This window comes from Nonomuraea sp. NPDC005650 (assembly GCF_040605375.1).
Classification (GTDB): Bacteria; Actinomycetota; Actinomycetes; order Streptosporangiales; family Streptosporangiaceae; genus Nonomuraea.
In genome coordinates this window covers 65,323-91,483 of sequence record NZ_JBEXCR010000039.1, presented here as the reverse complement: position 1 = coordinate 91,483, position 26,161 = coordinate 65,323, and the positions used below count along the sequence as shown (strand labels likewise).

General features: G+C 71.2%; 26 protein-coding genes. 16 read left to right on the top strand and 10 right to left on the bottom strand.

Features of this window, described 5'->3' with window-relative positions:
* Positions 1–29 precede the first annotated feature (29 nt).
* Both ABZS69_RS48765 and ABZS69_RS48760 read right to left on the bottom strand, forming a co-directional pair.
* Positions 30–470, bottom strand: coding sequence for a hypothetical protein (locus ABZS69_RS48765; RefSeq protein ID WP_355386155.1), 441 nt, complete (start codon positions 468–470; stop codon positions 30–32).
* Between the two features lie 123 nt (positions 471–593).
* The gene (locus ABZS69_RS48760) at positions 594–962 is read right to left on the bottom strand and encodes a hypothetical protein (protein WP_355386152.1); all 369 of its coding nucleotides are present in this window, start codon (positions 960–962) and stop codon (positions 594–596) included.
* Positions 963–1,075: 113 nt separating this feature from the next.
* Here ABZS69_RS48760 and ABZS69_RS48755 point away from each other — a divergent pair, with 113 nt between their 5' ends.
* Positions 1,076–2,065: a BtrH N-terminal domain-containing protein gene (locus ABZS69_RS48755; protein WP_355386149.1), complete on the top strand. Its 990-nt coding sequence runs from the start codon at positions 1,076–1,078 to the stop codon at positions 2,063–2,065.
* Between the two features lie 45 nt (positions 2,066–2,110).
* Positions 2,111–2,809, top strand: coding sequence for an SDR family oxidoreductase (locus ABZS69_RS48750; RefSeq protein WP_355386146.1), 699 nt, complete (start codon positions 2,111–2,113; stop codon positions 2,807–2,809).
* 72 nt (positions 2,810–2,881) lie between these two features.
* Here the strand turns inward: ABZS69_RS48750 and ABZS69_RS48745 are convergent, their stop codons facing one another.
* Positions 2,882–3,442 (bottom strand): DinB family protein, encoded by a 561-nt coding sequence (locus ABZS69_RS48745; RefSeq protein WP_355386143.1) that lies wholly within the window; start codon positions 3,440–3,442, stop codon positions 2,882–2,884.
* A gap of 46 nt (positions 3,443–3,488) precedes the next feature.
* Positions 3,489–4,679, bottom strand: coding sequence for an FAD-dependent oxidoreductase (locus ABZS69_RS48740; protein ID WP_355386140.1), 1,191 nt, complete (start codon positions 4,677–4,679; stop codon positions 3,489–3,491).
* A 270-nt stretch (positions 4,680–4,949) separates the two neighbouring features.
* On the opposite strand from ABZS69_RS48740, the gene sigJ reads away from it, so the two are divergent.
* Together sigJ and ABZS69_RS48730 are read left to right on the top strand one after the other, a co-directional pair.
* Positions 4,950–5,909: an RNA polymerase sigma factor SigJ gene (sigJ, locus tag ABZS69_RS48735; RefSeq protein WP_355386137.1), complete on the top strand. Its 960-nt coding sequence runs from the start codon at positions 4,950–4,952 to the stop codon at positions 5,907–5,909.
* Positions 5,906–7,099 carry a cytochrome P450 gene (locus ABZS69_RS48730; protein ID WP_355386134.1) on the top strand — a complete coding sequence of 398 codons (1,194 nt, stop codon included), beginning with the start codon at positions 5,906–5,908 and terminating at the stop codon, positions 7,097–7,099. Before sigJ ends, ABZS69_RS48730 begins: the two co-directional genes overlap by 4 nt.
* 41 nt (positions 7,100–7,140) lie before the next feature.
* Here ABZS69_RS48730 and ABZS69_RS48725 read toward each other — a convergent pair whose 3' ends face one another.
* The 4 genes from ABZS69_RS48725 to ABZS69_RS48710 all read right to left on the bottom strand — a co-directional run bounded on the left by ABZS69_RS48725 (position 7,141) and on the right by ABZS69_RS48710 (position 10,838).
* Positions 7,141–7,722 carry a helix-turn-helix domain-containing protein gene (locus ABZS69_RS48725; protein ID WP_355386131.1) on the bottom strand — a complete coding sequence of 194 codons (582 nt, stop codon included), beginning with the start codon at positions 7,720–7,722 and terminating at the stop codon, positions 7,141–7,143.
* A gap of 74 nt (positions 7,723–7,796) precedes the next feature.
* Entirely contained in the window at positions 7,797–8,951 is a 1,155-nt protein-coding gene (locus tag ABZS69_RS48720) for a serine hydrolase domain-containing protein (RefSeq protein WP_355386128.1), read from the bottom strand.
* A 2-nt stretch (positions 8,952–8,953) separates the two neighbouring features.
* The gene (locus tag ABZS69_RS48715; protein WP_355386125.1) at positions 8,954–10,141 is read right to left on the bottom strand and encodes a serine hydrolase domain-containing protein; all 1,188 of its coding nucleotides are present in this window, start codon (positions 10,139–10,141) and stop codon (positions 8,954–8,956) included.
* 115 nt (positions 10,142–10,256) lie between these two features.
* Positions 10,257–10,838 (bottom strand): TetR family transcriptional regulator, encoded by a 582-nt coding sequence (locus ABZS69_RS48710; protein WP_355386122.1) that lies wholly within the window; start codon positions 10,836–10,838, stop codon positions 10,257–10,259.
* Between the two features lie 122 nt (positions 10,839–10,960).
* Between ABZS69_RS48710 and ABZS69_RS48705 the strand changes: the two genes are divergently transcribed.
* From ABZS69_RS48705 to ABZS69_RS48650, 12 genes are all read left to right on the top strand, one after another.
* Positions 10,961–14,491 (top strand): WD40 repeat domain-containing serine/threonine protein kinase, encoded by a 3,531-nt coding sequence (locus ABZS69_RS48705; RefSeq protein ID WP_355386119.1) that lies wholly within the window; start codon positions 10,961–10,963, stop codon positions 14,489–14,491.
* A 91-nt stretch (positions 14,492–14,582) separates the two neighbouring features.
* The gene (locus ABZS69_RS48700) at positions 14,583–15,380 is read left to right on the top strand and encodes an integrase (protein ID WP_355386116.1); all 798 of its coding nucleotides are present in this window, start codon (positions 14,583–14,585) and stop codon (positions 15,378–15,380) included.
* Complete coding sequence (locus ABZS69_RS48695) at positions 15,380–16,192, top strand: hypothetical protein (RefSeq protein ID WP_355386113.1); 813 nt, start codon at positions 15,380–15,382, stop codon at positions 16,190–16,192. The genes ABZS69_RS48700 and ABZS69_RS48695 overlap by 1 nt, the downstream gene beginning before the upstream one ends.
* Before the next feature lie 246 nt (positions 16,193–16,438).
* Positions 16,439–17,149, top strand: coding sequence for a phosphoribosylaminoimidazolesuccinocarboxamide synthase (locus ABZS69_RS48690; RefSeq protein WP_355386110.1), 711 nt, complete (start codon positions 16,439–16,441; stop codon positions 17,147–17,149).
* Complete coding sequence (locus ABZS69_RS48685) at positions 17,146–17,847, top strand: SDR family NAD(P)-dependent oxidoreductase (RefSeq protein ID WP_355386107.1); 702 nt, start codon at positions 17,146–17,148, stop codon at positions 17,845–17,847. Before ABZS69_RS48690 ends, ABZS69_RS48685 begins: the two co-directional genes overlap by 4 nt.
* 60 nt (positions 17,848–17,907) lie before the next feature.
* Positions 17,908–19,068 (top strand): NAD(P)-dependent oxidoreductase, encoded by a 1,161-nt coding sequence (locus tag ABZS69_RS48680; protein WP_355386104.1) that lies wholly within the window; start codon positions 17,908–17,910, stop codon positions 19,066–19,068.
* Positions 19,065–20,024, top strand: coding sequence for an HD domain-containing protein (locus ABZS69_RS48675; protein ID WP_355386101.1), 960 nt, complete (start codon positions 19,065–19,067; stop codon positions 20,022–20,024). The genes ABZS69_RS48680 and ABZS69_RS48675 overlap by 4 nt, the downstream gene beginning before the upstream one ends.
* 3 nt (positions 20,025–20,027) lie before the next feature.
* The gene (locus tag ABZS69_RS48670; RefSeq protein ID WP_355386098.1) at positions 20,028–21,218 is read left to right on the top strand and encodes an MFS transporter; all 1,191 of its coding nucleotides are present in this window, start codon (positions 20,028–20,030) and stop codon (positions 21,216–21,218) included.
* Complete coding sequence (locus ABZS69_RS48665) at positions 21,215–22,027, top strand: HAD family hydrolase (RefSeq protein ID WP_355386095.1); 813 nt, start codon at positions 21,215–21,217, stop codon at positions 22,025–22,027. The genes ABZS69_RS48670 and ABZS69_RS48665 overlap by 4 nt, the downstream gene beginning before the upstream one ends.
* A gap of 17 nt (positions 22,028–22,044) precedes the next feature.
* Positions 22,045–23,196 (top strand): adenosylhomocysteinase, encoded by a 1,152-nt coding sequence (locus tag ABZS69_RS48660; protein WP_355386092.1) that lies wholly within the window; start codon positions 22,045–22,047, stop codon positions 23,194–23,196.
* Between the two features lie 349 nt (positions 23,197–23,545).
* Complete coding sequence (locus tag ABZS69_RS48655) at positions 23,546–24,523, top strand: nitroreductase family protein (RefSeq protein WP_355386089.1); 978 nt, start codon at positions 23,546–23,548, stop codon at positions 24,521–24,523.
* Between the two features lie 36 nt (positions 24,524–24,559).
* Positions 24,560–25,315 (top strand): hypothetical protein, encoded by a 756-nt coding sequence (locus tag ABZS69_RS48650; protein WP_355386086.1) that lies wholly within the window; start codon positions 24,560–24,562, stop codon positions 25,313–25,315.
* A 41-nt stretch (positions 25,316–25,356) separates the two neighbouring features.
* Here ABZS69_RS48650 and ABZS69_RS48645 read toward each other — a convergent pair whose 3' ends face one another.
* Both ABZS69_RS48645 and ABZS69_RS48640 read right to left on the bottom strand, forming a co-directional pair.
* Positions 25,357–25,554 (bottom strand): hypothetical protein, encoded by a 198-nt coding sequence (locus tag ABZS69_RS48645; RefSeq protein ID WP_355386083.1) that lies wholly within the window; start codon positions 25,552–25,554, stop codon positions 25,357–25,359.
* 196 nt (positions 25,555–25,750) lie between these two features.
* A complete protein-coding gene (locus ABZS69_RS48640) occupies positions 25,751–26,146 on the bottom strand; it encodes a MerR family transcriptional regulator (RefSeq protein ID WP_355386080.1) in 396 nt (131 codons plus the stop codon).
* Positions 26,147–26,161 lie beyond the last annotated feature (15 nt).

The following is a 26,161-nucleotide window of genomic DNA, read 5'->3' as shown; positions in this document are numbered from 1 at the left end:
ACGGAGCCACTCGCGTTCAGTTCAGGGCGTCACACCCACCAGGTGCTGGTGCACACGGCCGGGCTGCCACCCAGGCCGGGCTGCTTCGCGCAGGCCTTGTACCCGTACTTCGACCTGGCTCGGTGCGCGTCGGTGTAGGTCGTGTTGTTGATGGACTTCCACCGTGACTCCCACTTCTTCGTCGAAGGGTTGTACACCCACAGGGTGATGTGGTTGCCGTTCGCGCCGGAGTTCTTGGGGACGCGAGCCCAGATATAGGTGTACGAGCTCCATTTCCCCGAACGAAGCTGCACCGTGAACTTCTTGTTGGCGACGGTGACCGTCTTCTCGTACAGGTTGCCCACCGACGTGGCGGATACCGGCGCGGTGCTGCTCCAGTAGCTTGCCGCCGATGCCGGGGTGGCGCTCAGCAGAGTGATGCCGGCCAGAGCCGCGGCGGTGACGCCGCGTGAAATCCAAGAGCGTTCCATGATCGCTTTCCGTGCCATCCGGGACGGGCCCTCAGCGGAGGCGCCCCTTCCTCGGAACTGATTGCGTGCAAGGTCAGCTCAGCAGGGCCCGGTATGTTTCAGGTATGGAGGGCTGAGGGGCCGTCACTTCCATTCCCCGATCGCCGCCACGGTGTGCCCGCCACCACCCTTGCAGGTCCAGAGGGCCGCCCCGTTCGCCTGCTCCGGGTGCAATCCGAGAGAGTGCGCCGGGCAGGTCGGCCACGCCTGCCAGTCCTGTTCGGCGATCACTGCCTGGGCGAGGTCGGCGATCAGCACAAGGGTGGCGACCGGCTCGTACTCTTCGTCGGCACGCAGCCCGAGACTGGAGTATTGACCCTTGTACTCGACGCGCAGGTAGCCGTGGTCGTCCCACTCCGGGGTGCCGAAGCCGAGTCGCCCGGAGACGCCGGTCGCGTGCATGTCGCGCTGCACGGCGAGGACCGCGTTGTCCAGCACCTTGTTGACGGTCATGTTCCCAAGTCTCGCAGTCGTCACGGTGGACTCTCCCATCGTGGGAGAGCCCACCATGATGGCGTGCGGGGCGAACTCACTTGTCGGGACGACAGAATCCAGGAGAGCACGGCATGACGAAGGTGAAAGACGTCGACACCCGCGGCGCGCAGCACTGCGAGACGACGGCTCTGGGGGTGCTGCTGCGGCACCAGGGGATCGATCTGTCCGAGCCCATGCTCTTCGGCCTCGGCTCCGGGCTGTCCTTCATCTACTGGGACGGCAGGAACATGGACTTCCCCTTCCTCGGGGGACGGGTCAAGCCGTTCGAGCTCACCAGAAACCTGGCCACCCGGCTCGGGCTGGAGCTCCTGGTCCAGGAGACCACCTCCCCCCGTCGGGCATGGGAGAACGTGGCGGCGCCCATCGACGCCGGACACCCCGTCGGACTGCAACTCGACAGCTACCACCTGGACTGCTTCGGGTCGAAGGTGCACTTCGGCGGACATGTCGTCGCCATGTACGGCTACGACGACCACGACGCCTACCTGGTGGACACCGACCAGCAGGGCGGAGCCGTGTCCACCAGTCTGACCGGGCTCGCCCAGGCCAGGGCCGCGCGCGGCCCGATGACCGCCAAGCACCGGTCCTTCACCCTCACCGCTCCGAGAGCCCTGCCCTCCCCGCAGGACCAGATCGTTCCCGCCATCACCGCCTGCGCCGACGCCTTCCTCAACCCGCCCATCGCCAACCTGGGGCACCGCGGGATCGAGAAGGCCGGCAAGCTGGTGCGCACCTGGCTCCAGCGGACCGACACCCCGCAGCGGGACCTGCCGCAGGCCGCCCTCTTGATGGAGAAGGGCGGCACCGGCGGCGCCCTGTTCCGCAACCTCTACCGCGACTTCCTCGCCGAATGCGGCCAACTGCTCGACAGCGGCCACCTGCGCACCGGCCACGGGCTGTACACCGAGGCGGCCGGCCTGTGGACGGAGGTCGCCGCGCTGATCACGAAGGCCGGCGAATCGGGCGACGCGCAGTCCCTCGTACAGGCAGGCACCGTCCTGTGTGACCTTTCACGCATAGAGCGGGAGGCCATGCAGGCGCTGAGCCGCCTGGGGGAGTGAGACCCATATGTTTACGCGCCTTATAATGAATATATGGTGCGTAAAATGAAGCTCGTGATCTTCGGGGCCAACGGCCCGACAGGGAGGCTCGCCACTGCCCAGGCGCTCGCCGAGGGCCACATCGTCACCGCGGTCACCCGGCATCCGGAGGCGTTCCCCCTGAGCGATCCCGCGCTGCACGTGGCGAAGGCGGACGCCTTGGACCCCGAGGCGGTGGACCGGGTGGTGGCCGGGCACGAGGCGGTGATCTCGACGCTCGGCGTCCCCTACGGTTCCGAGGTCCCCACCACGTGCTCCCGGTCCGCCGAGAACATCGTCGCGGCCATGACCGCGCACGGCATCCGGCGCCTGGTGTGCGTGACCTCGACCGGTGTCCCCATGAAGCCCCCGCCCGGCGAGACCCTCTTCTACCGCAAGGTGATCGTGCCCATGCTCCTCAGAATGGGCCGCCCGCTGTACGAGGACGCCGGCCGCATGGAAGAGATCGTCGCCCGGACCGACCTCGACTGGACCGTCCTGCGGCCCTCTGGCCTGTTCGACGGCGACGCGGTCACCGGCTACATCGTCGGCCCGCCGCAGATGGTCGGCCGGTTCACCTCACGCCGCGACCTGGCCGACGCGCTCATCCGCGAGGCCGTCGAGGGTCGCAACGTCCGCTCCGTCGTCGAGGTCCTCACCACCGAGGGGGCGCCGAGCGTCTACCGCGTGTTCCTGAAGGAGGCGCTGCGCATCGGCAGCGCCTGACGGCCGCACGTGCGACACCGGCGCGGTCGCCGGTGTCGCACGCGTAGCCGTGGCCGAGCCGGGCCGGTCGCGTCACTGCCCCACGCGGCCGTCGATGCGCTCGCGCAGCAGATCGGCGTGTCCGCAGTGGCGGGCGTACTCCTCGATCCGGTGGATCCACAGCTCCCGGACCGCGATGCCGTCCCGGCCCACTCGCGTGCCCAGCTCCGGGTAGTCGGCCAGCACCGCGTCGGTCGCCGCCTGTTCGCGGGCGAGATCGGCGTATGCGGCGTCGACCAGCGCCTGCTCCGCGACGGCTCCCTCGAAGTCGGCGTCACGGGCGCCGTACAGCTTCGGTGCCGGGTCGTCGGGCAGGACCCAGTTGCGCCAGTCACGCTCCACCTCGGCAAGATGGCGGACCAGCCCCAGCAAGGACATGGTCGACGGCGGCACCGAACGGCGCGCCAGCTGCTCCGGGTCCAGCCCCTCGCACTTCAGCCGCAGGGTCAGCCGATAGTTCTTCAGGTAGTCCTGCAGCGTCGCCAACTCGCCGTCCGGGCTGACTCCGTCCATGGTGCGGGGATCCTGGTCGGGGTCCGCCCACATGTCGGGATAAACGCTGGCCTGGCTCCACCGCTCGGGCATGTCGCTCATCGGGCTCACTATTCTGAGCGGCGGCCCGGCACGCAAGCGAGTTTGTTCAGGCCCGATCGGCTTTGGCTGAGGGGGCCGGTTGCTTGGGACGTGGGTCGCCCTTCACCCAGATGGCGGAACCCGGCTTGCGGGCCTCGCGGCGGATCCTCGACACCGCGAACTTGCAGGTGAACTCCTTGATCGCCGCGCCCATGCGGCCGCCGACGTAGGCGTTCACGGCGGTGTCGTCCTTACGGGCGAGCTGCCGTACGGCGGTGCGCCGCCCGAGGCTGACACACGCCCCCGAGAAGCCCAGGGTGATCGTCGCCGGTTCGGTCCCCGCGATGCGGCTCAGCACGGTGTTGGCGGCCTGCGCCCCGAGCGGTCCGGCGGCGTAGCAGCTCATCCGCAACGGCCGGCCCGACGGTGCGGCGGCGTCGCCCGCCGCGACGATGCGGTCGTCGTCGACGCTGGTCAGCGTCTCGTCGGTGAGCAGCCGGCCGAGCTCGTCGGTCCGCAGCCCACTCGCGACGGCCAACCGCGGCACCCCGAAACCGCCCGCCCAGATGGTCAGCGCGCTCGTACGGACCGCGCCGTCGGCGAAGGCGACCGCGTCCGGCCGGACCTCGCTCACCACGGCGCCCTCGATCACCGCGACACCGTGCCGGGACAGCCACCTGGCCACGGCTCGGCGGCCCGATGCGCCGAATGACGGCGCCAGGGTCCGGCCACAGGCCAGCGTGACCGTACGTCCTCGCTCGGCGAGCTCGGCGGCCGTCTCGATGCCGGTCAACCCGCCGCCGACCACCGTGACCGGAGCGTCGGGGGGCAACTCCTCCAGCCTGGCGCGCAGCCGCTGCGCGGACTCGAACTCGGCGATGCCGAACGCGAATTCGGCCGCGCCGGGCACCGATGACGGTATCGCCCCGGTGCTGCCGACCGCGTAGATGACGTAGTCGTAGTCCAGTGCGCTGCCCGAGGCCAGCCGTACCGTGCGGGCGGCGGCGTCGATCCGCGTGGCGCTGTCGACGACCAGCCGGACGCCCTCGCCGAGCAGCGTGCCGTAGTCCACCGCGGCCTCGCCGGTGCCGGCCACGAACTGGTGCAGCCTGACTCGTTCGACGAACTCCGGACGGGGATTGACCACGGTGATGCCGACGTCGGCGCGCATCCGCAGGTGGTTGGCCGCGAGTGCTCCGGCGTAACCGCCGCCGATGACGACGACCTGGTTGGGAGTGGCCTGTACGGGTGTGGACATGGTGAGGCTCCCTTCTCGATCTCAGGAGGTGTTCGAGGCCGGCGACCCGGACGATGGGCCGCCGCGCTGGTGTCTCAGTAGGCCGACGGCGCAGGCGGCGGGAATGTGAGGTGGCGCGGCCGCCGGCCGGGGGCATGGACCTGGTTCTCCCAGCTCAGCGGTAGTTTGCGAGCTGACGCCTCAGCAATCCGACGACCCGCCCTCACATTTCGGGAGGTCGTCTCGTCGGTCTGGGTGAGGGCAGCAGCGACCGAGGGAGCCGGCGACACCATGACCACCCCATCCGAGCCAGGACACGATCAGCTCGACCCTGGCCTGAGCGCGATCATGAGCGAGCGGCGGCAGCTGATCAACCTCGCCTACCGGCTGCTCGGCTCCCTGGCCGAGGCCGAGGACGTCGTCCAGGAGACCTACGCCCGCTGGTACGCCATGACCCGGGAGCAACAGGAGGCCATCGCCGCGCCCGGCGGCTGGCTGATGACGGTCGCCAGCCGCATCTGCCTGGACCTGCTCGGCTCGGCCCGCGCCCGGCGCGAACGCTACGTGGGCGAATGGATCCCCGAGCCGCTGCCCGACCGTACCGAATGGATCAGCGGGCGATCCGGCGGCGATCCGGCCGAGCGGGTCACCCTCGACGAGTCGGTCAACATGGCCTTCCTGATCGTGCTGGAGTCGATGACCCCGGCCGAACGCGTGGCGTTCATCCTGCACGACGTCTTCCGCTACCCGTTCGCCGAAGTGGCCGAGATCGTCGGCCGGACCCCGGCGGCCTGCCGCCAGCTGGCCTCCTCGGCCCGCCGCCGCATCGGCGCCGCGCAGACTCCCACCGCTCCGACAGCCCGGCAGGCCGGCATCGTCAAGGACTTCAAGCAGGCCTGGGAGGCCAAGGACATCAACGCCCTCATCAGCCTGCTCGACCCCGACGCCACCGCGATCGTCGACGGCGGCGGCCAGGTCAGCGCCGGGCTGCGCCCGATCGAGGGCAGCGAGCGGATCGCCCGCTACATCCTCGCCCTCGCCGAGTACTCGCCCGGCCTGACGCTGCTGGAGCGTACGGTCAACGGCCAGCCCGGTCTGGTGGCCCAGAACGACGGCGTCACCGTGACGGTGGCGGCGTTCGACGTGCCGGGCGGCCGGATCAAGCACATCTGGGCGGTACGCAACCCCGACAAGCTCCGGCCGTGGACGGCGGAGCCGCACCCGATCGAAGAAAGGACGGACAGCAGATGACGCAGGCGCCGGAGGTGCCGCTGCAGATGCGGCGGAACGGGTTCGACCCGGTCGAGGACCTGGCCAAGGCACGGGACGGCGAGGGGGTCGTACGCGTGGAGACGCCGTTCGGCCTGCCCGCGTACCTGGTCTGCCGCTACCCGGACGTGCGCCAGGTGCTGTCGGATCCGGCCCGGTTCAGCAACGCCTTCACGCCGTTCCCCGGCTCCGGCGAGGTGGACGCGGACGAGCTGGCCAAGTTGCGGGCCGGGCAGCTGATCGGGTTCGACCCGCCGGAGCACACGCGGTTGCGCCGGATGCTCACCCCGGAGTTCACGGTGCGCCGGATGCGCAGGCTGGAGCCGCGGATCAGCGAGATCGTCGAGGCGGCGCTGGACGATCTGGAGCGGGCGGGCAGGCCGGCCGATCTGGTGGCGCACTTCGCGCTGCCGGTGCCGTCGCTGGTGATCTGCGAGCTGCTGGGCGTGCCCTACGCCGACCGCGCCGAGTTCCAGGACCGTTCCGCCCGCCTGCTGGACACGTCGTTGCCGATGGAGCAGCGGGCCGCGGCGGGGCGGGAGGACCGCGAGTACATGGCCGGCCTGGTGGCCGGCGCGCAGGCGGAGCCGGGGGAGGACATGCTGGGGATGCTGGTACGCGAGCACGGCGACGATCTCAGCACCGACGAGCTCATCGGCATCGCGCGACTGCTGCTGCTGGCCGGGCACGAGACCACCTCGAACATGCTCGGCCTGGGCACTCTGGCCCTGCTCCGGCACCCCGACCAGCTCGCCATGATCCGCGAGGATCCGGCGCTGATCGAGCCCGCCGTCGAGGAGCTGCTGCGCTGGCTGTCCATCGTGCACTCGCTGCCGCCGCGCACGACCACGACGGACGTGGAGATCGCCGGGCACGCGATCCCCGCGGGCTCGCTCGTGCTTCTCTCGCTTCCCGCCGCCAACCGCGACGGCGCCTTCATCGACGATCCCGACGCCTTCGACATCGCCCGGGGAGCCGCCGGCCACGTCGCCTTCGGCCACGGTGTGCACCACTGTCTCGGCGCGCCGCTGGCCCGGATGGAGATGCGCATCGCCTTCCCGGCCCTGCTGCGGCGCTTCCCCGGCCTCGCCCTGGCCGACCCGGACGCCGAGGTCGGCTTCCGGGTCTTCAGCGCCGTGTACGGCCTGCGCGCGCTGCCGGTGACCTGGTGACCTGGTGAACGGGGACGGGCGAGCTTCCCGCGCTCTGCCGTTCACCTCGCCGGGTGGGGCTCGCCGATCGGCTCGGGGTCGAGAATCGCGCTCGCGCCGCGGATGAGCTCGGCGCGCAGGTCGTCCACCGGCACGTCCGCGAACTGGCTGACGGGGTCGGTGGCGGCCGCGAACGCCTGGGCCGCCCGTACGCGGCGGCGCCAGTCAGGGTCGGGCCCGGCGAGCAGCTCGATGGCCCGGTTCACGATGGTCACCATGCGGGACATGACCGCGGTCGTCTCGTCGCCGTAGACCGAGGCGTCGCGCAGGAGCAAGGTCATGGTCTCGCGGTGGGTGAGCATGATGTCCAGGCAGCCGCCCAGCACGTGGTGCCGGATCTCGGCCAGGGTGGGGCGAGCGGCGGCGTCGTCGATCGTCGCCTCCAGCTGGTCGATCGGCGGGCCGACCAGGTGGGCCAGGATCTCGCTCTTGCTGCGGAAATGGTGGTAGAGCGTCGGCTTGGTGATGCCGACCCGTTCCGCGATGTCGCGCATGGAGGCCGCGCGGTACGTCTGAGTGGTGAACAGCTCCCGTGCTGTCTCGATGATGCGGCCACGGGTGTCGCCCGGCTCGTGACGAGACAACTCTGATCCTCCACCTCGGGTGTTCGGGATAGCACACCCTACCAGCCTACCTATCGGTCGGTCGGTGACGTCCGTCAGAGGAGGGCGCCGTACACCGTCGCCGCCAGCCGCCTGGCGTTGGCGTCCGCGCCTTCGATGTAGCCGGACATGCGGTTGGGCACGTACGCGAAGGCCAGGCGATTCGCGGGATCGGCGAAGGCGAGGGCGCCGCTGGTGCCGCCGTGCCCGAACTGGGTGCGGGTCTCGCCCGGCCACAGCGGCCCGCCGGGCAGCATGAACCCCAGGCCGAACCGGGTGTTCATGAGCAGCACCCGATCGTGGCCGCCGGACTCCTCCCGCGTGGCGGCGGCCAGCAGGCCGGGGTCGATCAACCGATGGCCCTCCACCTCGCCGATCAGCGACGCGTACAGCCGGGCCAGGCCGGAGGCGCTCGCCACGCCGCTCATCGACGGCTCGCCGATGGCCAGGAAGGCGGGATCGTTGAACTGGTCCGTCCTCGACAGGGACAGCGTGTTGAGCGATCTGGCCAGCGGGGTCTTGGAGGCGAAGACCGCCTTGCCGAACTCGGCGAACTCGGGCTCCTTGGGCCGGGCCCGCATCAGCTCGATGATCGGGAAGATCAGCGGTGCCAGCCGGGCGGTATCGCCCTCGTCAAGCCCGATGGACACGTCCTCGCCCATCGGGGTCGCGATCCGGTCGGACAGGATCTTGCCGACGGTGGACCCGGTGACCCGGCGTACGACCTCCTCCAGAATCCAGGCGCCGGTGCTCGGGTGATAGCCGTGCGCGGTGCCGGGCTGCCAGACGGGGGCCTGTGCGGCGAGCGCGTCGGCCGGGCTGTCGCCGGCGATCAGGCCGCGGGCGTTCATCGGTTTGTCGAGTGCCGGGACTCCGGCGCGGTGCGACAGCAGCCACCGTACGGTGATGTCCCGTTTGCCTTCGGCGGCGAACTCGGGCCAGCACTCCGCCACGGGCGTGTCCAGGCCGAGCGTGCCGTCCTCGACCAGCGACAGCACCGCGACCGCCAGCAGCCCCTTGGTGGCGCCCGTGATCGGCGCGATCGTGCGCGCGTCCCACGGCCTGCGGGTTCTGACGTCGGCGGTGCCCGCCCAGATGTCGACCACGGGCACGCCCCGGTGATAGACGCACAGCGCCGCGCCGCGGTCGGCGCCCTTGCCGATGATCTGCGTGAACGCCTCGGCGACGGCGGAGAAACGGGGTTCCAGCATCGTCAGAGCCTGCCCTCGTACAGTGCCGCGATCAGGCCGCGGACCCGGAAGTCGCCGCCTTCGAGCAGCTCGGAGCCGCGGTTGGGGACGTACGCGAAGGCCAGGCCGCGTTCTGGGTCGGCGAAGGCGAACGAGCCGCTGGCGCCGCTGTGCCCGAACAGGCCGCCGATCTTCTCCGGCACCGGCCACATCGGGCCGCCGGGCAGCGCGAAGCCCAGCCCCCACGAGGTCCGCACCCGCAGGATCTCGTCGACGCCGTCGCCGTAGGAGTGCCGCACCTGCTCCACGAGTTGAGGGCCGAGCAGCCGGACGCCGTCCACCTCGCCGATCAGCGCGGCGTAGTAGCGCGCCAGCGACGGCGCGGAGGCCACCCCGTCCATGGACGGGCTCTCCACCTGGTACGTGCTCGGGTCGTTCGTCGCGTCCCAGCCGATGACCACGCTGCCGAACATCGACCGGTACGTCAGCGAGGTCGGATCGTTCAGCGCCTGGACCATGCCCGCCAGCTCGGGCACCTCCATGCCCAGCATGACCTGTTCGGCGTCGGGGACCACCATGGTGGCCATCCGGGGCAGCTCGGCGTCGGGCACGCGAATGTAGCAGTCGAGACCGAGCGGCCCGGCGATCTCGCGGGCGAAGAACTCGCCCAGGCTCATGCCGGACACCCGCCGGACGATCTCACCGGTCAGATGGCCGAACGTCACGCCGTGGTAGCCGTGCGCCGTACCGGGCGGCCACTCGGGCGCGGCGGCGGCCAGCGTGTCGGTGATCGGCGTCCAGTCGCGCAGGTCCTCCCAGGTCACCGGTCTCGTCTCCATCGAGGTCAGCCCGGCGCGGTGGCTGAGCAGCACGCGGACGGTGATCTCGCCCTTGCCGTTCTGGGCGAACTCCGGCCAGTAACGTGCCACCGGCGCGTCCAGGTCCACCTGCCCGCGCTCGACCAGCAGCAGCAACGAGCCCGCGGCGAAGGTCTTGGTGGTCGAGGCCAGGGGCGCGATCGTGTCGTGCTGCCAGGGCTGCCCGGTGTCGGGGTCGGCGTCGCCGCCCCACAGGTCCACGACCGGCTCTCCACGCTGGTAGACGACCAGCCCGGCACCCACCTCGGCACCCTGGGCGAAGTTGCGCCGGAAGGCGTCCGTCACCGGCTCGAAGCCTTCGGCGGCGGTTCCCCGGAGATCGGCGTTTTTCACAATGCTCCCCTCGACCGACCGGTCGGTCGGCTATGCAGCGGAGCCTATCTACCGGTCGGTCGGGACGCAACAGACGCGTGATCCGTCGATCGGACGTGCGCGTGAGGTGTGCCGCCTACCGCAGGCTCAGGCCGGACTCCAGATGGGCCAGCGCTCTGTCGATCTCGGCGGGCCCGTCCATGGCGGGGTCCAGCGCCCACTGCAGCCAGACCATGGCCACGACCCCGAGGACGGCGCCGGTGACGTTCCGGAGCCGAGGGTCGTCGACGTCGCAGCCGGCCTTGTCCGCCAGGTGCCCGGAGATCTCACGGAGTGTGCCCGGGCTTCTGCGGATGTTCGCCACCAGCAGCTCGGGGACGGTCACGGAGAAGACCTCCCGCGCGTGCCCCGCCGCGATCTCCTCGGCGGTCAGGGAGGCGAACGCCGTACGGAACGCGCCGCGCAGGACGGCGAGCGGTTCGCCCGGCGGCTGGACCTGGAGCGCGTCGAGGAGCGGCGGGAAGTGGTCGAGTGTGACCAGGTCCTCTTTTGTCGGGAAGTAGCGGAAGAACGTGGCGGGGGAGATCTCGGCGGCCTCGGCGATCTGGTCGACGGTGGTGGCGTTGTAGCCGCGCTCGCGGAACAGCCTGAACGCTTCGCGCAGGATCGTCTCCCTGGTCCTGGCCTTCTTGCGTTCGCGCAGCCCGCCGCTCTCCATGGACGAACTTTACCCGGCCGGCCATCCACGACATCTTGTCGCGCGGCTGACGCGATCTACGAACTTCCGCCGGGTGAAGGTCATCTAAGGACGTAGCCGATCCGAGCTGACGGGGTGATGAGATGGTGTCGGCCCTGCTCCCTGGGGATCCGCTCCGGCTGGGGGACTTCTGGCTGGCCGGGCGGCTGGGTGCCGGGGGCCAAGGGGTGGTCTACGAGGCGTACGACTCCCAGGGCGAGCGGGTGGCCGTCAAGGTGCTGCACGGTGACGCGGCCGGCGATCCGGGGCTGCGATCGCGCTTCGGCAAGGAGGCCACCGCGGCCCAGCGGGTGGCCTCGTTCTGCACCGCACGAGTGCTGGCGGTCGATCTGGACGCGCCCAAGCCGTACATCGTCAGCGACTACGTCGACGGGCCGAGCCTGCGCCAGGCCGTCACCGGCGGGCGCCGCTTCGGCGGCGACGAGCTGCACCGCCTGGCCACCGCGGTGGCCACGGCGCTGACCGCGATCCATGACGCCGGCGTCGTGCACCGCGACCTCAAACCGGACAACGTGCTGCTGGGCCCCGACGGTCCGCGCGTCATCGACTTCGGGGTGGCGCGGACCCTGGAGATGTCGCTGACCGCCACCGGCCTGGTGGCCGGCACCCCGACCTACATGGCGCCGGAGGTGTTCACGGGCCAGCGCGCCGGCGCCCCCGCCGACGTGTTCTCCTGGGGCGCGATCGTGCTCTACGCCGCCAACGGCGACGACCCCTTCAGGGCCGAGAGCCTGGGCGCGGTCATGCACCGCGTCCTGTCCGCCGAACCCGACCTCGCCGGGCTGCCGCGCTCGCTGCGGCCGCTGGTCTCGGCGGCCCTGGCCAAGGACCCCATGGCCCGGCCCACCGCGCGCGAGCTGCTGCTCGGCCTGATCAGCGGGTTCCAGGGCGGCCAGGCCGATCCGCTCACCGTCGGCAGCGCCGAGGCCGGGCTCCTCAGCCGGGGAGCCGCGGCCGATCCCGCCCTCGGCACGCTCGCGGAGGACGCCTACGGGTTCCTCAGTCCCGGCGAACGCGACCTGGTGCCCGACCTGTTCCTGCGCTTGGTGACCGTCACCGACGCCGGTGAGGTGACCGTACGCGCCGCGTCGCGCGAGGAGCTGTTCGAGGCGAGGACGCCGGACGAGCGGGCCGCGCTCGAACGGATCCTGGAGGTCTTCTCGTACGTGATCACCGTCCGGGGCGACGACATCACGCTGGCCCGGCCCGCCCTGTTACGGGCCTGGCCACGGCTGCGGTCGTGGGTCGGCGACGAGCGCGAGGGCCTGCCCACGCACGACCTGATCCGCGCCGCCGCCCGCCACTGGAACACCCACGAACGCCGCGAAGGCGACGTCTTCCAGGGCAGCCGCCTGGAGACGGCCCTGCGCTGGGCCGCCACCGGGCGCCGCCACCTCACGCTCAGCAAGCTCGAACGAGACTTCCTCGACGCCTGCAACACCGCCACCCGCCACCGGGTCCGGCGCCGCCGCCTCCTCACGGTCACCCTGTCCGCCCTGCTCGTCCTCGCCCTGATCGGCGGCTCCGTGGCCGTACGGCAGAGCCTGGTCGTCTCGGAGCAGAGCAGGATCGTCGCCGCGCAGCGGGACGAGGCGGTGGCGGGCAAGGTGGCGGCGCAGGCCGACGCGATGCGCATGGCGGACCCGGTGCGGGCGATGCTGCTCAGCGTCGCCGCCTGGCGGCTGGCCCCGGTCACCGCGACGCGGGCGACGCTGCAGAACGCCTGGGCGCAGCGGGAGCGCGCGGCGTTCTCCGACCCGGACTCGGGCGCGGAGACCGTACGGCAGATCACCGGGGACGGGCGCACGTTCGTCAGCGTGTCCCCGCAGGGGGTGCGGATCTACGACCTGCGTACCGGGAAGAAGGTCGGCGGCTGGGATGACCTGAAGATCGGTAAGGAGAGGTTCCTGGATGCCGGCCTCAGCCCGAGCGGGCGGCTGCTGGCCGTGGCGGCGGGCCAGGAGATCCGCGTCTGGGACACGAGCACCGGCAGGCAGACCGGAGCCAGGCGGAAGATCGAGCCGGAATACTTCAACGGGATCACGTTCCAGAACGGCGACCGGTACGTCAACGTGCTGGGCTCCCAGGGCGGTGACCTTTGGGACACGCGCACCGGCGCGTACGTCGGCGTGCGGGACGGCACGCTGGAACCCTCCGTCACCTTGGCCAACGACCTGGTCGTGAACGTGGGTCTCACAGGCCGGTTCACGCTGCTGAGGCTGCCGAGCGGGAAACCGGTGGCGCCGTGGCCCCGCTCGGGCAGCTGTGCCGGGACGATGCGGAGGGCGGCGATCAGTCCCGACGGCCGCACCGTCGCCTGCGGCACCGATTCGGCGATCTCCCTCGTCGACGCGCGCACGGGGCGGGACCTCGTGGATCATTCGTTGACCGGGGGGAGCCGCGGAATGTGGTTCAGCCCGGACGGCCGCTTCCTCGTGGTCGGGAACGACGACAGCCTCGAGCTGGTCCGGGTCTCCGACGGCGACACCGTGCTCTCCTACCGGGGCGCGCCGGAGAACGTGGGCATCGACGGCACGATCCTGCGCTACCTGACCGACGAGACGGTGGTGAGCCTGGACATCTCCGACGTCCTCCACCAGACGCGGCTGCCCGGCCATGCCCCCGAGACCGCTGTGTTCAGCCCTGATGGACGCTTCCTCGCCACGCACCAGTCCGAGGCGCGGCAGCTCGTGCTCTGGGACGCGGAAAGGCTCCGCCCGCTGGGACCGCCGCTGCGGATGAAGGTCGGGGACGGCGACCCGCACTTCGCGTTCAGCGGCGACGGGCGGCTGCTGGCCGCCTTCAGCGGCATGGGGAAGCCGCTGGAGATGTGGGACACCGCGCGGCCGTCGCGCGTGACCAGGGTCCAGGTGTCAGGTGAATGGATGGCGACCGCTGTGGCCGTGAACGAGGACGGGACGCTGGTCGCGATCGGCGCCGACAGCGTCGACGGCAAGTCTCGAAGCCGGCTTTCCGTCTGGGACGTGCCGCACCGCACGTGGTTGCGGACCGTCGACACCGGCGACCTGATGGGCCTGGTGTTCCGGCCGGGCAGCACGATGATCGCTCCGGTGACCGTATCGGCCAACCACCTGATCGACCTGTCCACCGGGCGGCCGGCCGGCCCCGCCTTCGGGCCAGGAGGGATGAACAGCGGCATGAGAAGCCTCGCCTTCAGCCCTGATGGGGCGAGCCTCGCCGTCTACAGCCAGACGGGCACCCTCGCGTTCTGGGATCTGCGGACGGGCAAGAGGCGGGGCTCGACGTTCCGTCCGTACCCCGGCGGCGACGTCGGGATCAATCAGCTGGTCTTCTCCCGCGCGGGCGACGTGGTCGCGTCCATCGGCGACGGGGAGGTCCAGCTCTGGGACCCCATGACGCCGCGCAAGCTCGGGCCGTCGATCGTGGGGGCGGACGAGCCGCTGAGAGCGGGCGCGTTCGGATCCGGTGGCGCGGTGCTGCACACCATCGACGAGGCGGGCGTGTTGCGCGAGGTCTCCGTCGACCCGGCGCGCACGGCCGCCGCCGTCTGCGCCCGGGCCGGGCGGTCGCTGACGCGCGCGGAGTGGCGGGAGTTCCTGCCCGGCCTTTCGTACCAGGAGATCTGCCCCTGATCACGACCCGCTCAGGGCTCTTTCGCGAGAGGGGGCTCAGTACGCGGAACGGAAGGTATGTTCGAGGCGACTGTCAGGAGGGCGGCCGGGCATGCGGGTGACGATGACGAGCGTCGCGGCACGGGCCGGCCGCCGGAACGAGGACTTCGTCGGCGCCTTGCCGACGGCGGCGGTGCTGATCGACGGCGCCGGCATCCCCGGCGGCGAATCGATCTGCCGTCACGGCGTGGCCTGGTACGCCGGCCGCCTCGGAGGCAGCCTGCTCGGCCTCCTGCCACTCAAAAGGGACCGCAGCCTGCCGGCCCTGCTCGCCGAAGCCATCGAGCGGGTGACGGACGAGCACCGGGACACCTGCGACGTCGCCGACCCCATCAGCCCGTCCGCGACCGTGGCCATCCTGCGCGTGTCCGACGGCTTCGTCGAGCACCTGGTGCTCGGTGACTCGGTCCTCGTGCTCGACAGGGCGGACGGTGCGCCGCTCGTCGTCTCCGACCCCCGGGAGGTGGTCGTCAGCCGGTCGTACCAGCCCGCGATCGAGGCCGCCGCCGAGGGGACCGAGGAGTACCGCCGGCTCCTCCGCGACCTGCGCGCCAACCGGAACCGGGCGGGTGGCTTCTGGGTGGCCAAGGACGACCCGCGGGCGGCCGACGAGGCGATCACCGGAAGCGGGCCGGTCTCCGAGCTGACCGGCGCCGTCCTGCTCAGCAACGGCGCCAGCCGCATCGTGGACCACTTCGGGCTCGCCGGCTGGCCGGAGGTCATGGCAGTCCTGGCGTCGAGCGGGCCCGCGGAGATCATCCGCCGGGTCCGGCAGGCGGAGGCGCGCCACGGGGTGGCGGCCGACGACGCGACGATCGCACACTGCACCGACCTCGGCGGCGAGGTCTGATGGCCGACGATGGGGCGTGCCCGGCGGGCGCGCCGGGAGACCGGCGCCCGCTCGGCCATCTCTTCCACAGCGACCCCATGACGAAGCCGCTGACCTACCCGGGCCGCATCCCCGCCACCTCCGGTGTGCTGGCCGGCGACGCGTACCTGCCGTTGCGCCCGGTCCCGGAGGGGGAGTGGCGGGCCGGAGACGAGACGCTGGACGGGCTGCTGGCCCGGCTCGGCCGCGCGCCGATGCCGGAGCGCCACCCGGTCGTGGCCGTGGGCTCCAACGCCGCGCCGAGTCAGCTGCGGCGCAAGTTCGTCGGCCAGTCGATCCCGCCGGTCGTCCCCATGACGCTCGCCGAGGTGGACGGCATCGCCCCGGGCGTCTCCGCGCACGTCAGCCGGTGGGGCTACCTGCCGGCCGTGCCGCTGGAGGCGCCGGGCGAGACCTCCCGGCTGTTCGTGGTCTGGCCCGACGACCGCGAGCTGGCGGCGCTCGACCGCACCGAGCCGAACTACTGGCGTCGCCGCCTGCCCGCCGAGCGCCATCCCGTGACGCTCGAATCCGGGACCCCGCTCCCGCCGTGCTTCGTCTACGTCGGCAGGCACGGGTGCCTGGTGGACGAGACCGGTGCGGCCAGGCGGCTCGCGGATCAGTGGACGCTGATCCAGCGCCTGCTGGACGAGTCCGCCGAACTGCGCCGGCTGTGCGGGAGCACGCCCGAGGAGTTCGTCGCGTCCGTACGGGACGAGGCGCTCAGGGAGACGATCCGCCGGCTCTTCCCCACGAGGTCGCAGCCCGGCCTGGCGGGCCTGCCGTCACATTAGCGGCCTCCCATATCGGATATCGCCGTTTATTTTCGCTCATCCGCATTCGCTGTGAGCGGAACGGGAATGCGAATGTCCTGATCTGTGAATATCTTCCGAAAGGCCCATGGCCAATGAATTCAATATCTCACTGGCCCGGCGCGCTCGCCCCGGCCTATACTCGGTTATAATACGAGCCAACTATCTCTGGACTTGTTTGTGGATTATGCTTGACATCGCCAGTCATGCGAATGACCATGCTGTTCTGTGACCTCTTTGCGGAGTGACATAACCGGGCCGCCCGCCGTCGAAGGCCGCAGCAAGCGGATCTGGCGGCGCGACGACGGCACGTGCGTGGTCGAGCTGATCCCCAGCCTGCGCAGTTACACCTTCGACCGCGACGAGCTCGTCCCGGCGACCGCGCGACTGCGCCTGGACTTCTACGAGCGCGCGGCCCACGCGCTCCATGCGTCCGGCATTCGCACGGTGTTCAAGGAACGGCTCGGCGAGACCGTCTATCTCGCCGACTACGTGCCGGCTCCGCCCTTCGAGGTGATCGTCAAAAACCGGTCCGTCGGATCGACCCTCAGAAAGTATCCCGGCCTCTTTCCCGAAGGCCATGTTTTCCATCCCCCGGTGGTGAAGTTCGACTTCCGGATCGATCCCGAGGACCAGCCGATCGGAGAAGACTATCTGCGGGCATATGGAGTGGAGGTCGAGGAGTTCCGCCGCATCGCCCGGGAATGCAATGACCGCCTCCGCGAGTGGCTGGAGCCGCTCGATCTCTGGGATTTCTGCGTGATCATCGGCTCCGGCGCGAAAGGCGAGCTCACCGTCAACTCGGAGATCTCGCCCGACTGCATGCGGCTGCGCGACCGCGACGGCAACTCGCTGGACAAGGACCTGTTCCGGCAGGGCGCCAGCCATGAGCACATCGTCTCCGTCTGGTCCGGCCTGGTCGGCAGGCTCCCGGCATGACGGAGGCGCAGAGCCCGGTCGCCATCGTGACGGGGGCGAACCGGGGCACCGGTCTGGCCATCGCCGCCGAGCTGCACGCGGGCGGCTGGGAAGTTTGGGGGCTCAACCGCACTTCTGCAGGGAAGTCCTGGCTCTCCGAGGTCCGGTGCGACCTGGAGTCGGACGACGCGGTGACGGCCGCCGTCGAGTCGGTCGCGCGCCGGCGGGGGCGCATCGATTCGCTCGTCGTCAACGCGGTGGCGCGGTCACTGGGCGGGATCGGCACGCTCAGCCTGCGCGAGTGGCGAGCCGCGTTCGACGTCAACATCGTCTCCGTGCTGCCGCTGCTCCAGGCGGCGCTGCCGCACCTGCGCGCACGCAACGGCAGCATCGTCCTGATGGGCAGCCACGCCGGGAGCCGATACTTCGAGGGGGGCGCGGCCTACTGCGCCAGCAAAGCGGCCCTGAAAGCGCTGGCCGAGGTGCTCCTCCTGGAAGAACGGCCGAACGGGGTCCGCACCACGTTGATCAACCCCGGTGCGATCGCCAACGAGATCGGTGACGACTCACCGTTCAAACTGTCCACGTCCTCCGTCGCCCAGGCCGTCCGCTGGGTTGTCGAGGCACCCGCCGACACCGCCATCGGCGAGATCGAGTTGCGTCCGGCACACCTGCCCGACATGGCCGTGACCGGCTTGAACAGACTCCAAGCGGTCTGAAGCCGTCATCTCCGTGTCGAGCGAACCGCAACCGTTCCATCTCTCTGTGGAGGACTTCCCATGACATCCGTTGTCGAACGGGAATCTGCGGCTGCACCCGCCGGCGCCGGGCACGCATCGCGGGCGGGCGACCTGCCCGTGTTGCGCAGTGCCCAGGCCGACTGGCCGATGCCGCCCGTACGCACGGTCCTGATCACGCACCTGCTCGACACCGCGGTCCCGTACGTGCGGCTGCTCAGCCAGTCCACCGAGCTCGCCCAGGTCGTGCCGGTGCCTTACAGCGCCAGGCAGGAGGCGCTGTCGCTGCTGGACGATCTTCCGCTGAGCATGCCGGCCTCGATCGAGGAGGTCGGGGCCATGGCGGTCGCCGCCGCCCGGAGGGCCGCGCGGCAGGGCGACTCGCCCGTGATGATCCAGGAGGTGGGCGGATACTGCGCCGACGCGGTCGGAGATCTGGCCGGGGTGCCGCGCTTCCGCGGCATCGTGGAGGACACCAAGCAGGGGCAGTGGCAGTACGAACGCGCCGCGCCGCTCCCCCTGCCGGTCTTCACCATCGCCGACAGCCCGCTCAAGGCACTGGAGGACGTCCAGGTCGGACGGTCGGTGGCCTACAGCGTCGAACGGCTGCTGCGGCTGCGCTTCTACCGCCTCCTGAGCGAACGCCGCGTCCTCGTGCTCGGCTACGGCGGGATAGGCACGGCCCTGGCCGAGCACCTTCGGCGCACCGGAGTCCAGGTCGCCGTCTACGACCCCGACGACATCCGGATGTCGGCCGCCGTGGTGCACGGATTCCGGGTGGGCGCGCGCGAGGACCTGCTCTCCTGGGCCGAGGTGATCGTCGGCGTCTCGGGCCACCGCGCCCTCACCGCGGCCGACCTGCCACGGCTGCGCGACGGGGTCGTCCTGGCCAGCGGCAGCTCCAAGCAGGTCGAGTTCGACGTTGAGGGCCTGCGCCGCGCCGCGTCCAGCCTGGCCGAGGTCGACGAGGTGCTCGAGCTGCGGGCGGCCGGTCGCACGGTCTATCTGCTCAACGACGGCAAGCCCGTGAACTTCATGGAGCAGAGCATCCTCGGCTCCGTCCTCGACCTGGTCTACACGGAGCTCTACCTGTGCACGCGCGAGCTGGCCAGGCAGACCTGGGAGCCGGGCCTGCACCGCCTCAACCCGCAGATGCAGCGTGAGCTGGCGCAGCGCTGGCGTGAGGAGTACGGACAGCGGTGAATGCGATTCTCGAGAAGGTACGGGCCCGCGTGGCCGTCGACTTCGCGACCGCCGATCCGGCCCACGACATCGGCCACGTCGACCGGGTCGCCGCCTTGGCGGGGGAGATCGCGGCCCGGACGGGCGCCGACCCCCGCATCGCGCGGGTGGCCGCGTACGTTCACGACTACCACCGGGTGGAGGAGGCCAGACAGGACCGGCGGCCCATCCGCCCCGAGGACGCCTGCGGCGCGGTGCTGCGCGTGTTGGAGGAGTGCGGAGTGCCGCAGGAGTGGCATCCGCCCATCTTGCGTGCGGTCGAGCTGACCGGCCGCTACCGCTTCGCCGACGAGGAGCTCGACGATCAGTGCGCGATCGCCGCGGCGGTGCACGACGCCGACAACCTCGACGCCATGGGAGCCATCGGCATCGGCCGTGCGTTCGCCTACGGCGGGTTGCTGGGCGAGCCGCTGTGGGACCCGGAATCGGCTCTCAAGGACGTCTACCAGGAGGGCGAGACCTCATCGGTGCTGGCCCACCTCTACGAGAAGCTGATCCGGCTGGAGCAGGACATGCTCACCGAGCCCGCCCGACGGCTGGCGGCCGACCGCGCGCTGCTGCTGCACCGGTTCGCCGCCGGGTTCCGATCCGAGTGGGACAGGGGGCAGGCGCGGGTCCGGTGGGACGCGCGCACCCGGTTCCTGTCGGTGGAGGCGCCCCGCGGTGACGACGACGAGCCGGTCGTCCGGGTCAGCTTCCGCGGGCAGGTCCGGCTGACCTTCGACGAGCAGGGCCAGGTGACGGCGGTCGACCTGCCGGACGTGCCGGCCGGTCCCGACGGCGCCTGGACCTGGACCGACCTGGCCGATGGCGGGCCGGGCCGGCACGTCAGCGGTGTCGGGGACATCGAGGTGCAACTGCGAAAGAACCAACCGGTAGCGCTCCACCTGCACCTGCGGGGCGAGACGGGGGATTGAGTAATGGGTTACGCGAGCCTGCTCCAGGCCCCGTACGTGACACGGCTGCTGCTGGGGACGCTGGTCGGCAGGCTGCCCAGCGCGATGGCGGCGCTGGCGATCCCGCTGGTCCTGCGGGAGATCGGCGCGAGCTACGACTTCGTCGGCCTGGCCGCCGGCGGCTTCGCCATCGCCGCCGCCGGCGGCGGTCCGCTGCTCGGCCGGCTGGTGGATCGGGCCGGCCAGGTCCGCGTCCTGGTGCCGGCCGCGCTCGCGGCCGGCGTGGGCCTGATCGCGATCGCGCTGGCTCCCGCCGAGCCCGCGGTCGTCCTCGCGGGTGCCGTCCTGGCCGGGGCGGCCACCCCGCCGCTGGAGCCGTGCCTGAGGGTGCTGTGGCCTGATCTGGTGCCGGCCGCCCGGCTTGAGTCGGCCTACGCCATGGACTCGGCCTCCCAGGAGCTGGTCTTCGTCGGCGGCCCCCTGGTCGTGGCCGGCTGCGTGGCGGCCGGCTCGCCGGTGGGGGCCCTGTGGGTGGGGGCGCTGCTGGGCCTGCTGGGAGTGCTCGTGGTCGCCACCGCGTCGCCCACCCGCAGGTGGAAGGCGCCGGTCCGGTCGCCCGACTGGCTCGGGCCGCTGCGCAGCCGCGGCCTGGCCGTCCTGCTGGTGAGCCTGACCGGGGTCGGCGCCGCCATCGGCGGCCTGAACGTCCTGGTGGTCTTCTACGCGGAGCACCACGACGTGGTGGGCGGGGCGCCCACGCTGCTGGCGCTGAACGCCCTCGGCGCGCTGATCGGCGGCCTCGGCTACGGGGCCGTGCGCTGGACCTCCTCGCCCCCGCGGCGGACGCTGCTGCTGACCGTCGGCCTGGCCGCCGCGTACGCGCTGCTGTGCCTGGTGCCGTCCCCGCCCTACATGGCCGCCATCATGATCCTCACCGGGCTCTTCCTCGCGCCCGTGCTGACGGCCGCGTTCGTGCTGGTCGGAAAGCTCGCGCCGGTCGGGACGGTCACCGAGGCCTTCGCCTGGCTGGTCACGCTGATGACAGCGGGGACCGCCCTGGGGTCGAGTGCGGCGGGGGTCATCCTGGAACACGCCACGGAGTCGCAGGCCGCTTCCGTCGGGGTGCTGAGCATCGCCGTGGGCGCCGTGGTCCTGGCGGCCGGGCAGCGCAGCCTCACGGTCCGGGACGCCGACACCGCGAGAGCCGCCGCGTGACCCGGATCCAGCTCGTCTGCACGGACCTGGACGGGGTCCTGCTCACCAGCGCCGGCGGCCTCAGCCCCGACACCAGGGCGGCGCTGGCCGACGCCCGCGCCGCCGGCCTCCAGGTCATGGTCGCCACCGGGCGGCCCACCCGGGACGCCCTGGACTGGGCTCTGGAGGCCGGCATCCAGGGCCTGATCGCCTGCAGCAACGGCGCGGTGATGTGGGACACCCGCGCCGGCCGGGTGCTGTTCGACCACTGCTTCACCGCCGGCCAGGTCGAGCAGGTCTTCGCCTGGGCCGGAAGGTCCGTCCGGGGCGCGGTCCTGGGCATCGACACGGAGCACGAGCTCGTCCTGCAACCCGGCTTCGCGGACCTGGTGCCCGACTGCTGGCCCCATGAGGTGTCGGCCGACCTCGTCGGCCGGGTCACCCGCGACAACCGGGTGGTCAAGGTGCTCGTGGCCCACCCTGAGCTGTCGGCGCCCCAGCTCGCCGACGCGTTCGGCGGAGGGACGGTCGCCGGAGTCCGGGCGACCTTCTCGACCATGCACTTCCTGGAGATCTCGCCGGAGCACGCGAACAAGGGCGAGGCCCTGCGATGGGCGGCCGCGCACCGCAGAGTCCCCCTTGCCGCCACGGCCGCGGTGGGGGACATGCCCAACGACATCCCCATGCTCAGGAAGGCCGGACTGCCCGCGGCCGTCGCCAACGCGCACCCCGAGGTCAAGGCGGCCGCCCGGATCCTGCTCCCCAGCAACGACGACGATGGCGTGGCCTCCCTGATCCACGGCATCCTGCTCAGGAGAACGATCGGCTGAGGAGACCGGAGGAGCTCATGGCGCGGATGGAGTGGGTGCTCGGCAACTGCCGCCTGCTGGCCGAGACCGCCGAGGAGTTCGCCCGGACCCGTCCGTTCGCCGGCCTGACGATCGGCGCGGCCATCCACCTGGAGCCGAAGACCGCCACCCTCCTCCTCACGCTGCGGCAGGGCGGGGCGGAGATCGTCGCCACCGGCAACCTGATGACCACCCAGCGGGAGACGGTGGCCGTGCTGAGGGATCAAGGGGTGGACGTCATCGGCGAGCGCACCGGCGACCCGGAGATCCACGCGGCTCACCTGCGCGAAGTCCTCGCCTGCCGGCCGGATCTCATCCTCGACAACGGCGGGGAGCTGTTCGCCCGGTTCCTGGAGGAGCCGTACGAGTCGCTGCTGGGCGGGACCGAGGAGACCACCTCGGGGCGGGCGAGACTGCTGCCGCTGCGCGATCGCATCGCGCGGCCGCTCCTGGTGATCAACGACAGCCCGATCAAGCAGTTCGCCGAGAACGAGCATGCGGTGGGCCAGAGCGTGCTCGAGTCCTTCATGCGCATCACGAACCGGGCCACGAACGGGCTCCGGGTCACGGTCGTCGGCTACGGACCCTGCGGGCGCGGCGTCGCCGGCAACTTCGGCCGTGCGCGTGCCCGCGTCTCCGTGCTCGACACGGATCCGGTACGGCGGCTCAACGCGCTGCTCGACGGCTTCGCGGTGCCGGAGCGGGCGCGGGCGATCTCGTCCGCCGAGCTCATCGTGACCGTCACCGGCGCCGCGCGCGTCCTCACCGGAGCCGATCTCCGCCTGCTGTCCGACGGCGCGATCCTGGCGAACGCCGGTCATGTCCCGTGGGAGATCGACCTGGCCGATCTCCTGGGCCATCCCGACGTGGTCGGCTCCGTGGAGCCGACGGAAGGGGTCACGAGCCTCGTCCTCGGCGACGGGAGACGCGTTCACGTGCTCACCGGCGGGCACATGGTCAACCTGTCCGGCCCGCGCCCGCTGGGAAACTCGGTGGAATCGATGGATCTCGGATTCACGCTCCAGGCACGCTGTCTGGAGTCCATCGCACGCGGGCTCGTACCGGCCGACCAGTGCGTCGTCCCTGTCCCCCGTGACATCGACGCGAAGGTGGCGCACGCCTATGTGACCCTTGCCAACCGGATCGACTAGGGCCATTGGTCCCGAAAGTGAAGGACTTTCGTCCCTGGCGGGGCGATCCGGGCGGCGAGACGTTGTTATTAGGCCTGTGAGACGAGCGAGGGAGCCCGACCCGAGAGCCTCTGCGGAGGAGGGAAGGAAAGGCTGAGAGGCCGGAAAAGTCGAAGGACGGACCGGCGACCCCTAGCCACCTGATCCGGACCATGCCGGCGAAGGGAGAGCGCCTCACAGGTCTTCGCCATGTGCTGAGACCCCCACGGCAGACTCCCACGGCAGGGGGCTGTCGGCCCTGGGGCCGGGGACCTTTGACCCTGACCGGAACCGTCCAGGGCGTGATGCGCTTGAGGCGGAGGTGGGTGTCATGGCCGTTCTCTCGGCGAAGCGCGCGCTAGGTGTGGCGCTGGAGGCGGCGCGCTGGGCGCCGTCCGTGCACAACACGCAGCCCTGGACGTTCTCGGTGTCCGGGGAGGAGATCAGCCTGCGGGCCGACCCGGACCGGAGGCTGCGCGCCGGCGACGCCTCGGGCCGGGAACTGCTGATCAGTTGTGGTGCTGCCCTGTTCAACATGCGTACGGCGATGCGGTGCGAGGGTTTCGAGCCGGAGGTGCGTACCCTGCCGGACCCGGACCGCCCGTCGTTGCTGGCCACGCTCAAACCGGGCGGCGAGACGCATACCGACGAGGCGACCAAGACTCTCGGCGGTGAGATCGAGTGCCGTCGCACCCACCGGGCGGGCTTCGCCGAGGTGCCGGTGCCGGACGAACTGGTCGAGCGGCTGGTCCGCGCGGCCATGGAGCACGGCGCCAAGCTGACGCCCATCCGCTCCCCGGAGGCGCTGCGGGTCGTCGCCTCGCTCACCCAGGCCGCGCAGGGCGTGCAGGCGCAGAACCGTCGCTTCACCCTGGAGATGATCCGCTGGGGGCAGCCGCCCGGCAGCGACCGCAGGGACGGGGTCCCGGCGGAGGGCTACCCGCGTCAGGCCGTACGGACCGATCCGGACTTCCCGCAGCGTGACTACGCCTGGGAACACGACTGGGGCAGCCAGGCCGACCAGCGAGCGGCGACGTCCGTCGGGGTCGTGGCGCTGCTCACCACGCGGGGCGACAGCCGCAGGGAGTGGATCGACGCCGGTCAGGCGCTGCAGCACATCCTGCTGCACGCCTCCGCGCACGGGGTCAGCGCCGCCTTCCACACCCAGGCGCTGGAGATGGACCTGCTGCGCGAGTTCCTGCGCCACGAGCTCTGCTCGGACGAGTACCCGCAGATGATCATGCGGCTCGGCGTCACCTTCGACGACAAGTCGTCGGTCCGCCGCAACCTGTCCGAGGTCGTGACATGAGGACCGGCACGCGTCTGTGATCGATAGGGTGCCGGGATGAGTGAAGCGTTCCCCCGGCATGTGCTGTGCGTGCTCAGTTCCGGGCTGGGCCTTTTGGAGATGGAAGAGATCGCGAGCGGCTTCGGGGGTTTCGTCCTCGACCGCGAATACTCCGAGGACGAACCCGACCCCCGGATGCCGGAGGCCTTCGAGGCCAGCATGTCGGCGGCGTCCTTCGACGAGGCGGACCGGACCGCGGTGGAGTTCCACGACACCGTCGGCTACCTGCTGTCCGCGCCGATGATGCAGGCTCTGGCGTTCGACACCTCCCGGCGGCTGCTGGCGGCGACGGCCGCCCTGCTGCGGTCCGGCGCCACGGCGGTGAAGAACGAGAGCAGCGGGATCACGCACGGCCGGGACCGCTGGCTCGCGCTGGCCGATCGCGCGGCCGACGCCACGGACGAGGACCTGGCCGACGCGCTCGTCGCCGCCTGGGTGAAGCGGCCGATCTACGACGGTCAGGTGCTCTACAGCTGCGGCATGCACCTGCTCGGCGCGCCCGAGGTCGAGATCGAGGTCGGTGCGGCGCCTCCGGCGATGGACGAGCTGCCTGAGCTGGTCGCGCACCTGGACACGCTGGCGATCTACCTCCTGACCGATCCGCGCGCGGCGGAGATCGAGGACGGCGCCGGGTTCCGGATGGCCGAGGACGCGCCCCGCTGGTCGCTGCGCACCGGTGCCTGCGACCGCTACGACGAGGACGATCTGTTCTTCAACCCGTACGGATACGTCCGCCTGACCCCCGCCGACTGACGTCAGCTCACGGGACGGAGCTCCTCCGGCGACGAGCTCGCTCAGCTCACGGGACGGAGCTCCTCCGGCAGCCGCTCGCCCATGACGACGGCGCGGATCATGGCCGTGAACAGTTCGGGCCGCTCGCCGTTCCACGCGTGGCCCACTCCGGGGGCCAGCCGCGCCCGGCCACGGGGAAAGGTCGTGGCGATGGCGGCCAGCGACCGTCTGGTGAGGTCGTGCTCGTTCTCCCCGGCCACCGCCAGGACCGGGCACGCACTCGCAGGTCGTCGGCCAGCGCGGGGACCTGCTTGGTCCACATCCATCCGCTGGTGCCCACACCGTGCAGCAGCACCACCGCCGGTGCGTCGGCGGGGCCGGCTTCTTGGACGAAGATCGCCATATTCGCCATGCTGGCACCACCGTCGCCTCTTCACGCGGCCCCGCGTGCCTCCGCTAGCTTCCCGCGACGACCTCGCATCCCCGGTAATACTCCGACACGCGTTGTTCGGTGGTCTCGATGTAGTCGTGGAGGGCCTGGCGGGAGCGGGCCAGCGTGTCGATGTGCTCGTCCAGGCCGTGCAGGCGCGCTCGCAGGGTGTCCAGGAGCTCGGGGCAGGGCTCCAGGTCGGGGGCCGTGCCGGTGGCGCAGGGCAGCAGGTACGCGATCTCCTGGGTCGACAGCCCGGCTTCGAGCAGCCTGCGGATCTGGGCCACGGTCAGGACGGCGTCGTCGCCGTACTCGCGGTAGCCGTTGGCGCCGCGGTCGGGCTCCAGCAGGCCCTGGACCTCGTAGTAACGCAGCTGATGCGTGTTGACCCCGGTCTGCCGGCTCAACTCCCCGATCAGCATGACGCTCCCCCCTTG

What these genes read in the sequence shown, in the direction of transcription:
- ABZS69_RS48705 (WP_355386119.1), top strand. Translation starts at nt 10,961, where the DNA reads ATGGTGTCGGCCCTGCTCCCTGGGGATCCGCTCCGGCTGGGGGACTTC.
- ABZS69_RS48655 (WP_355386089.1), top strand. Translation starts at nt 23,546, where the DNA reads ATGGCCGTTCTCTCGGCGAAGCGCGCGCTAGGTGTGGCGCTGGAGGCG.
- ABZS69_RS48700 (WP_355386116.1), top strand. Translation starts at nt 14,583, where the DNA reads ATGCGGGTGACGATGACGAGCGTCGCGGCACGGGCCGGCCGCCGGAAC.
- ABZS69_RS48695 (WP_355386113.1), top strand. Translation starts at nt 15,380, where the DNA reads ATGGCCGACGATGGGGCGTGCCCGGCGGGCGCGCCGGGAGACCGGCGC.
- ABZS69_RS48670 (WP_355386098.1), top strand. Translation starts at nt 20,028, where the DNA reads ATGGGTTACGCGAGCCTGCTCCAGGCCCCGTACGTGACACGGCTGCTG.
- ABZS69_RS48755 (WP_355386149.1), top strand. Translation starts at nt 1,076, where the DNA reads ATGACGAAGGTGAAAGACGTCGACACCCGCGGCGCGCAGCACTGCGAG.
- ABZS69_RS48760 (WP_355386152.1), bottom strand. Translation starts at nt 962, where the DNA reads ATGACCGTCAACAAGGTGCTGGACAACGCGGTCCTCGCCGTGCAGCGC.
- ABZS69_RS48685 (WP_355386107.1), top strand. Translation starts at nt 17,146, where the DNA reads ATGACGGAGGCGCAGAGCCCGGTCGCCATCGTGACGGGGGCGAACCGG.
- ABZS69_RS48745 (WP_355386143.1), bottom strand. Translation starts at nt 3,442, where the DNA reads ATGAGCGACATGCCCGAGCGGTGGAGCCAGGCCAGCGTTTATCCCGAC.
- ABZS69_RS48650 (WP_355386086.1), top strand. Translation starts at nt 24,560, where the DNA reads ATGAGTGAAGCGTTCCCCCGGCATGTGCTGTGCGTGCTCAGTTCCGGG.
- ABZS69_RS48660 (WP_355386092.1), top strand. Translation starts at nt 22,045, where the DNA reads ATGGCGCGGATGGAGTGGGTGCTCGGCAACTGCCGCCTGCTGGCCGAG.
- ABZS69_RS48640 (WP_355386080.1), bottom strand. Translation starts at nt 26,146, where the DNA reads ATGCTGATCGGGGAGTTGAGCCGGCAGACCGGGGTCAACACGCATCAG.
- sigJ (WP_355386137.1), top strand. Translation starts at nt 4,950, where the DNA reads ATGACCACCCCATCCGAGCCAGGACACGATCAGCTCGACCCTGGCCTG.
- ABZS69_RS48750 (WP_355386146.1), top strand. Translation starts at nt 2,111, where the DNA reads ATGAAGCTCGTGATCTTCGGGGCCAACGGCCCGACAGGGAGGCTCGCC.
- ABZS69_RS48680 (WP_355386104.1), top strand. Translation starts at nt 17,908, where the DNA reads ATGACATCCGTTGTCGAACGGGAATCTGCGGCTGCACCCGCCGGCGCC.
- ABZS69_RS48730 (WP_355386134.1), top strand. Translation starts at nt 5,906, where the DNA reads ATGACGCAGGCGCCGGAGGTGCCGCTGCAGATGCGGCGGAACGGGTTC.
- ABZS69_RS48765 (WP_355386155.1), bottom strand. Translation starts at nt 470, where the DNA reads ATGGAACGCTCTTGGATTTCACGCGGCGTCACCGCCGCGGCTCTGGCC.
- ABZS69_RS48740 (WP_355386140.1), bottom strand. Translation starts at nt 4,679, where the DNA reads ATGTCCACACCCGTACAGGCCACTCCCAACCAGGTCGTCGTCATCGGC.
- ABZS69_RS48720 (WP_355386128.1), bottom strand. Translation starts at nt 8,951, where the DNA reads ATGCTGGAACCCCGTTTCTCCGCCGTCGCCGAGGCGTTCACGCAGATC.
- ABZS69_RS48710 (WP_355386122.1), bottom strand. Translation starts at nt 10,838, where the DNA reads ATGGAGAGCGGCGGGCTGCGCGAACGCAAGAAGGCCAGGACCAGGGAG.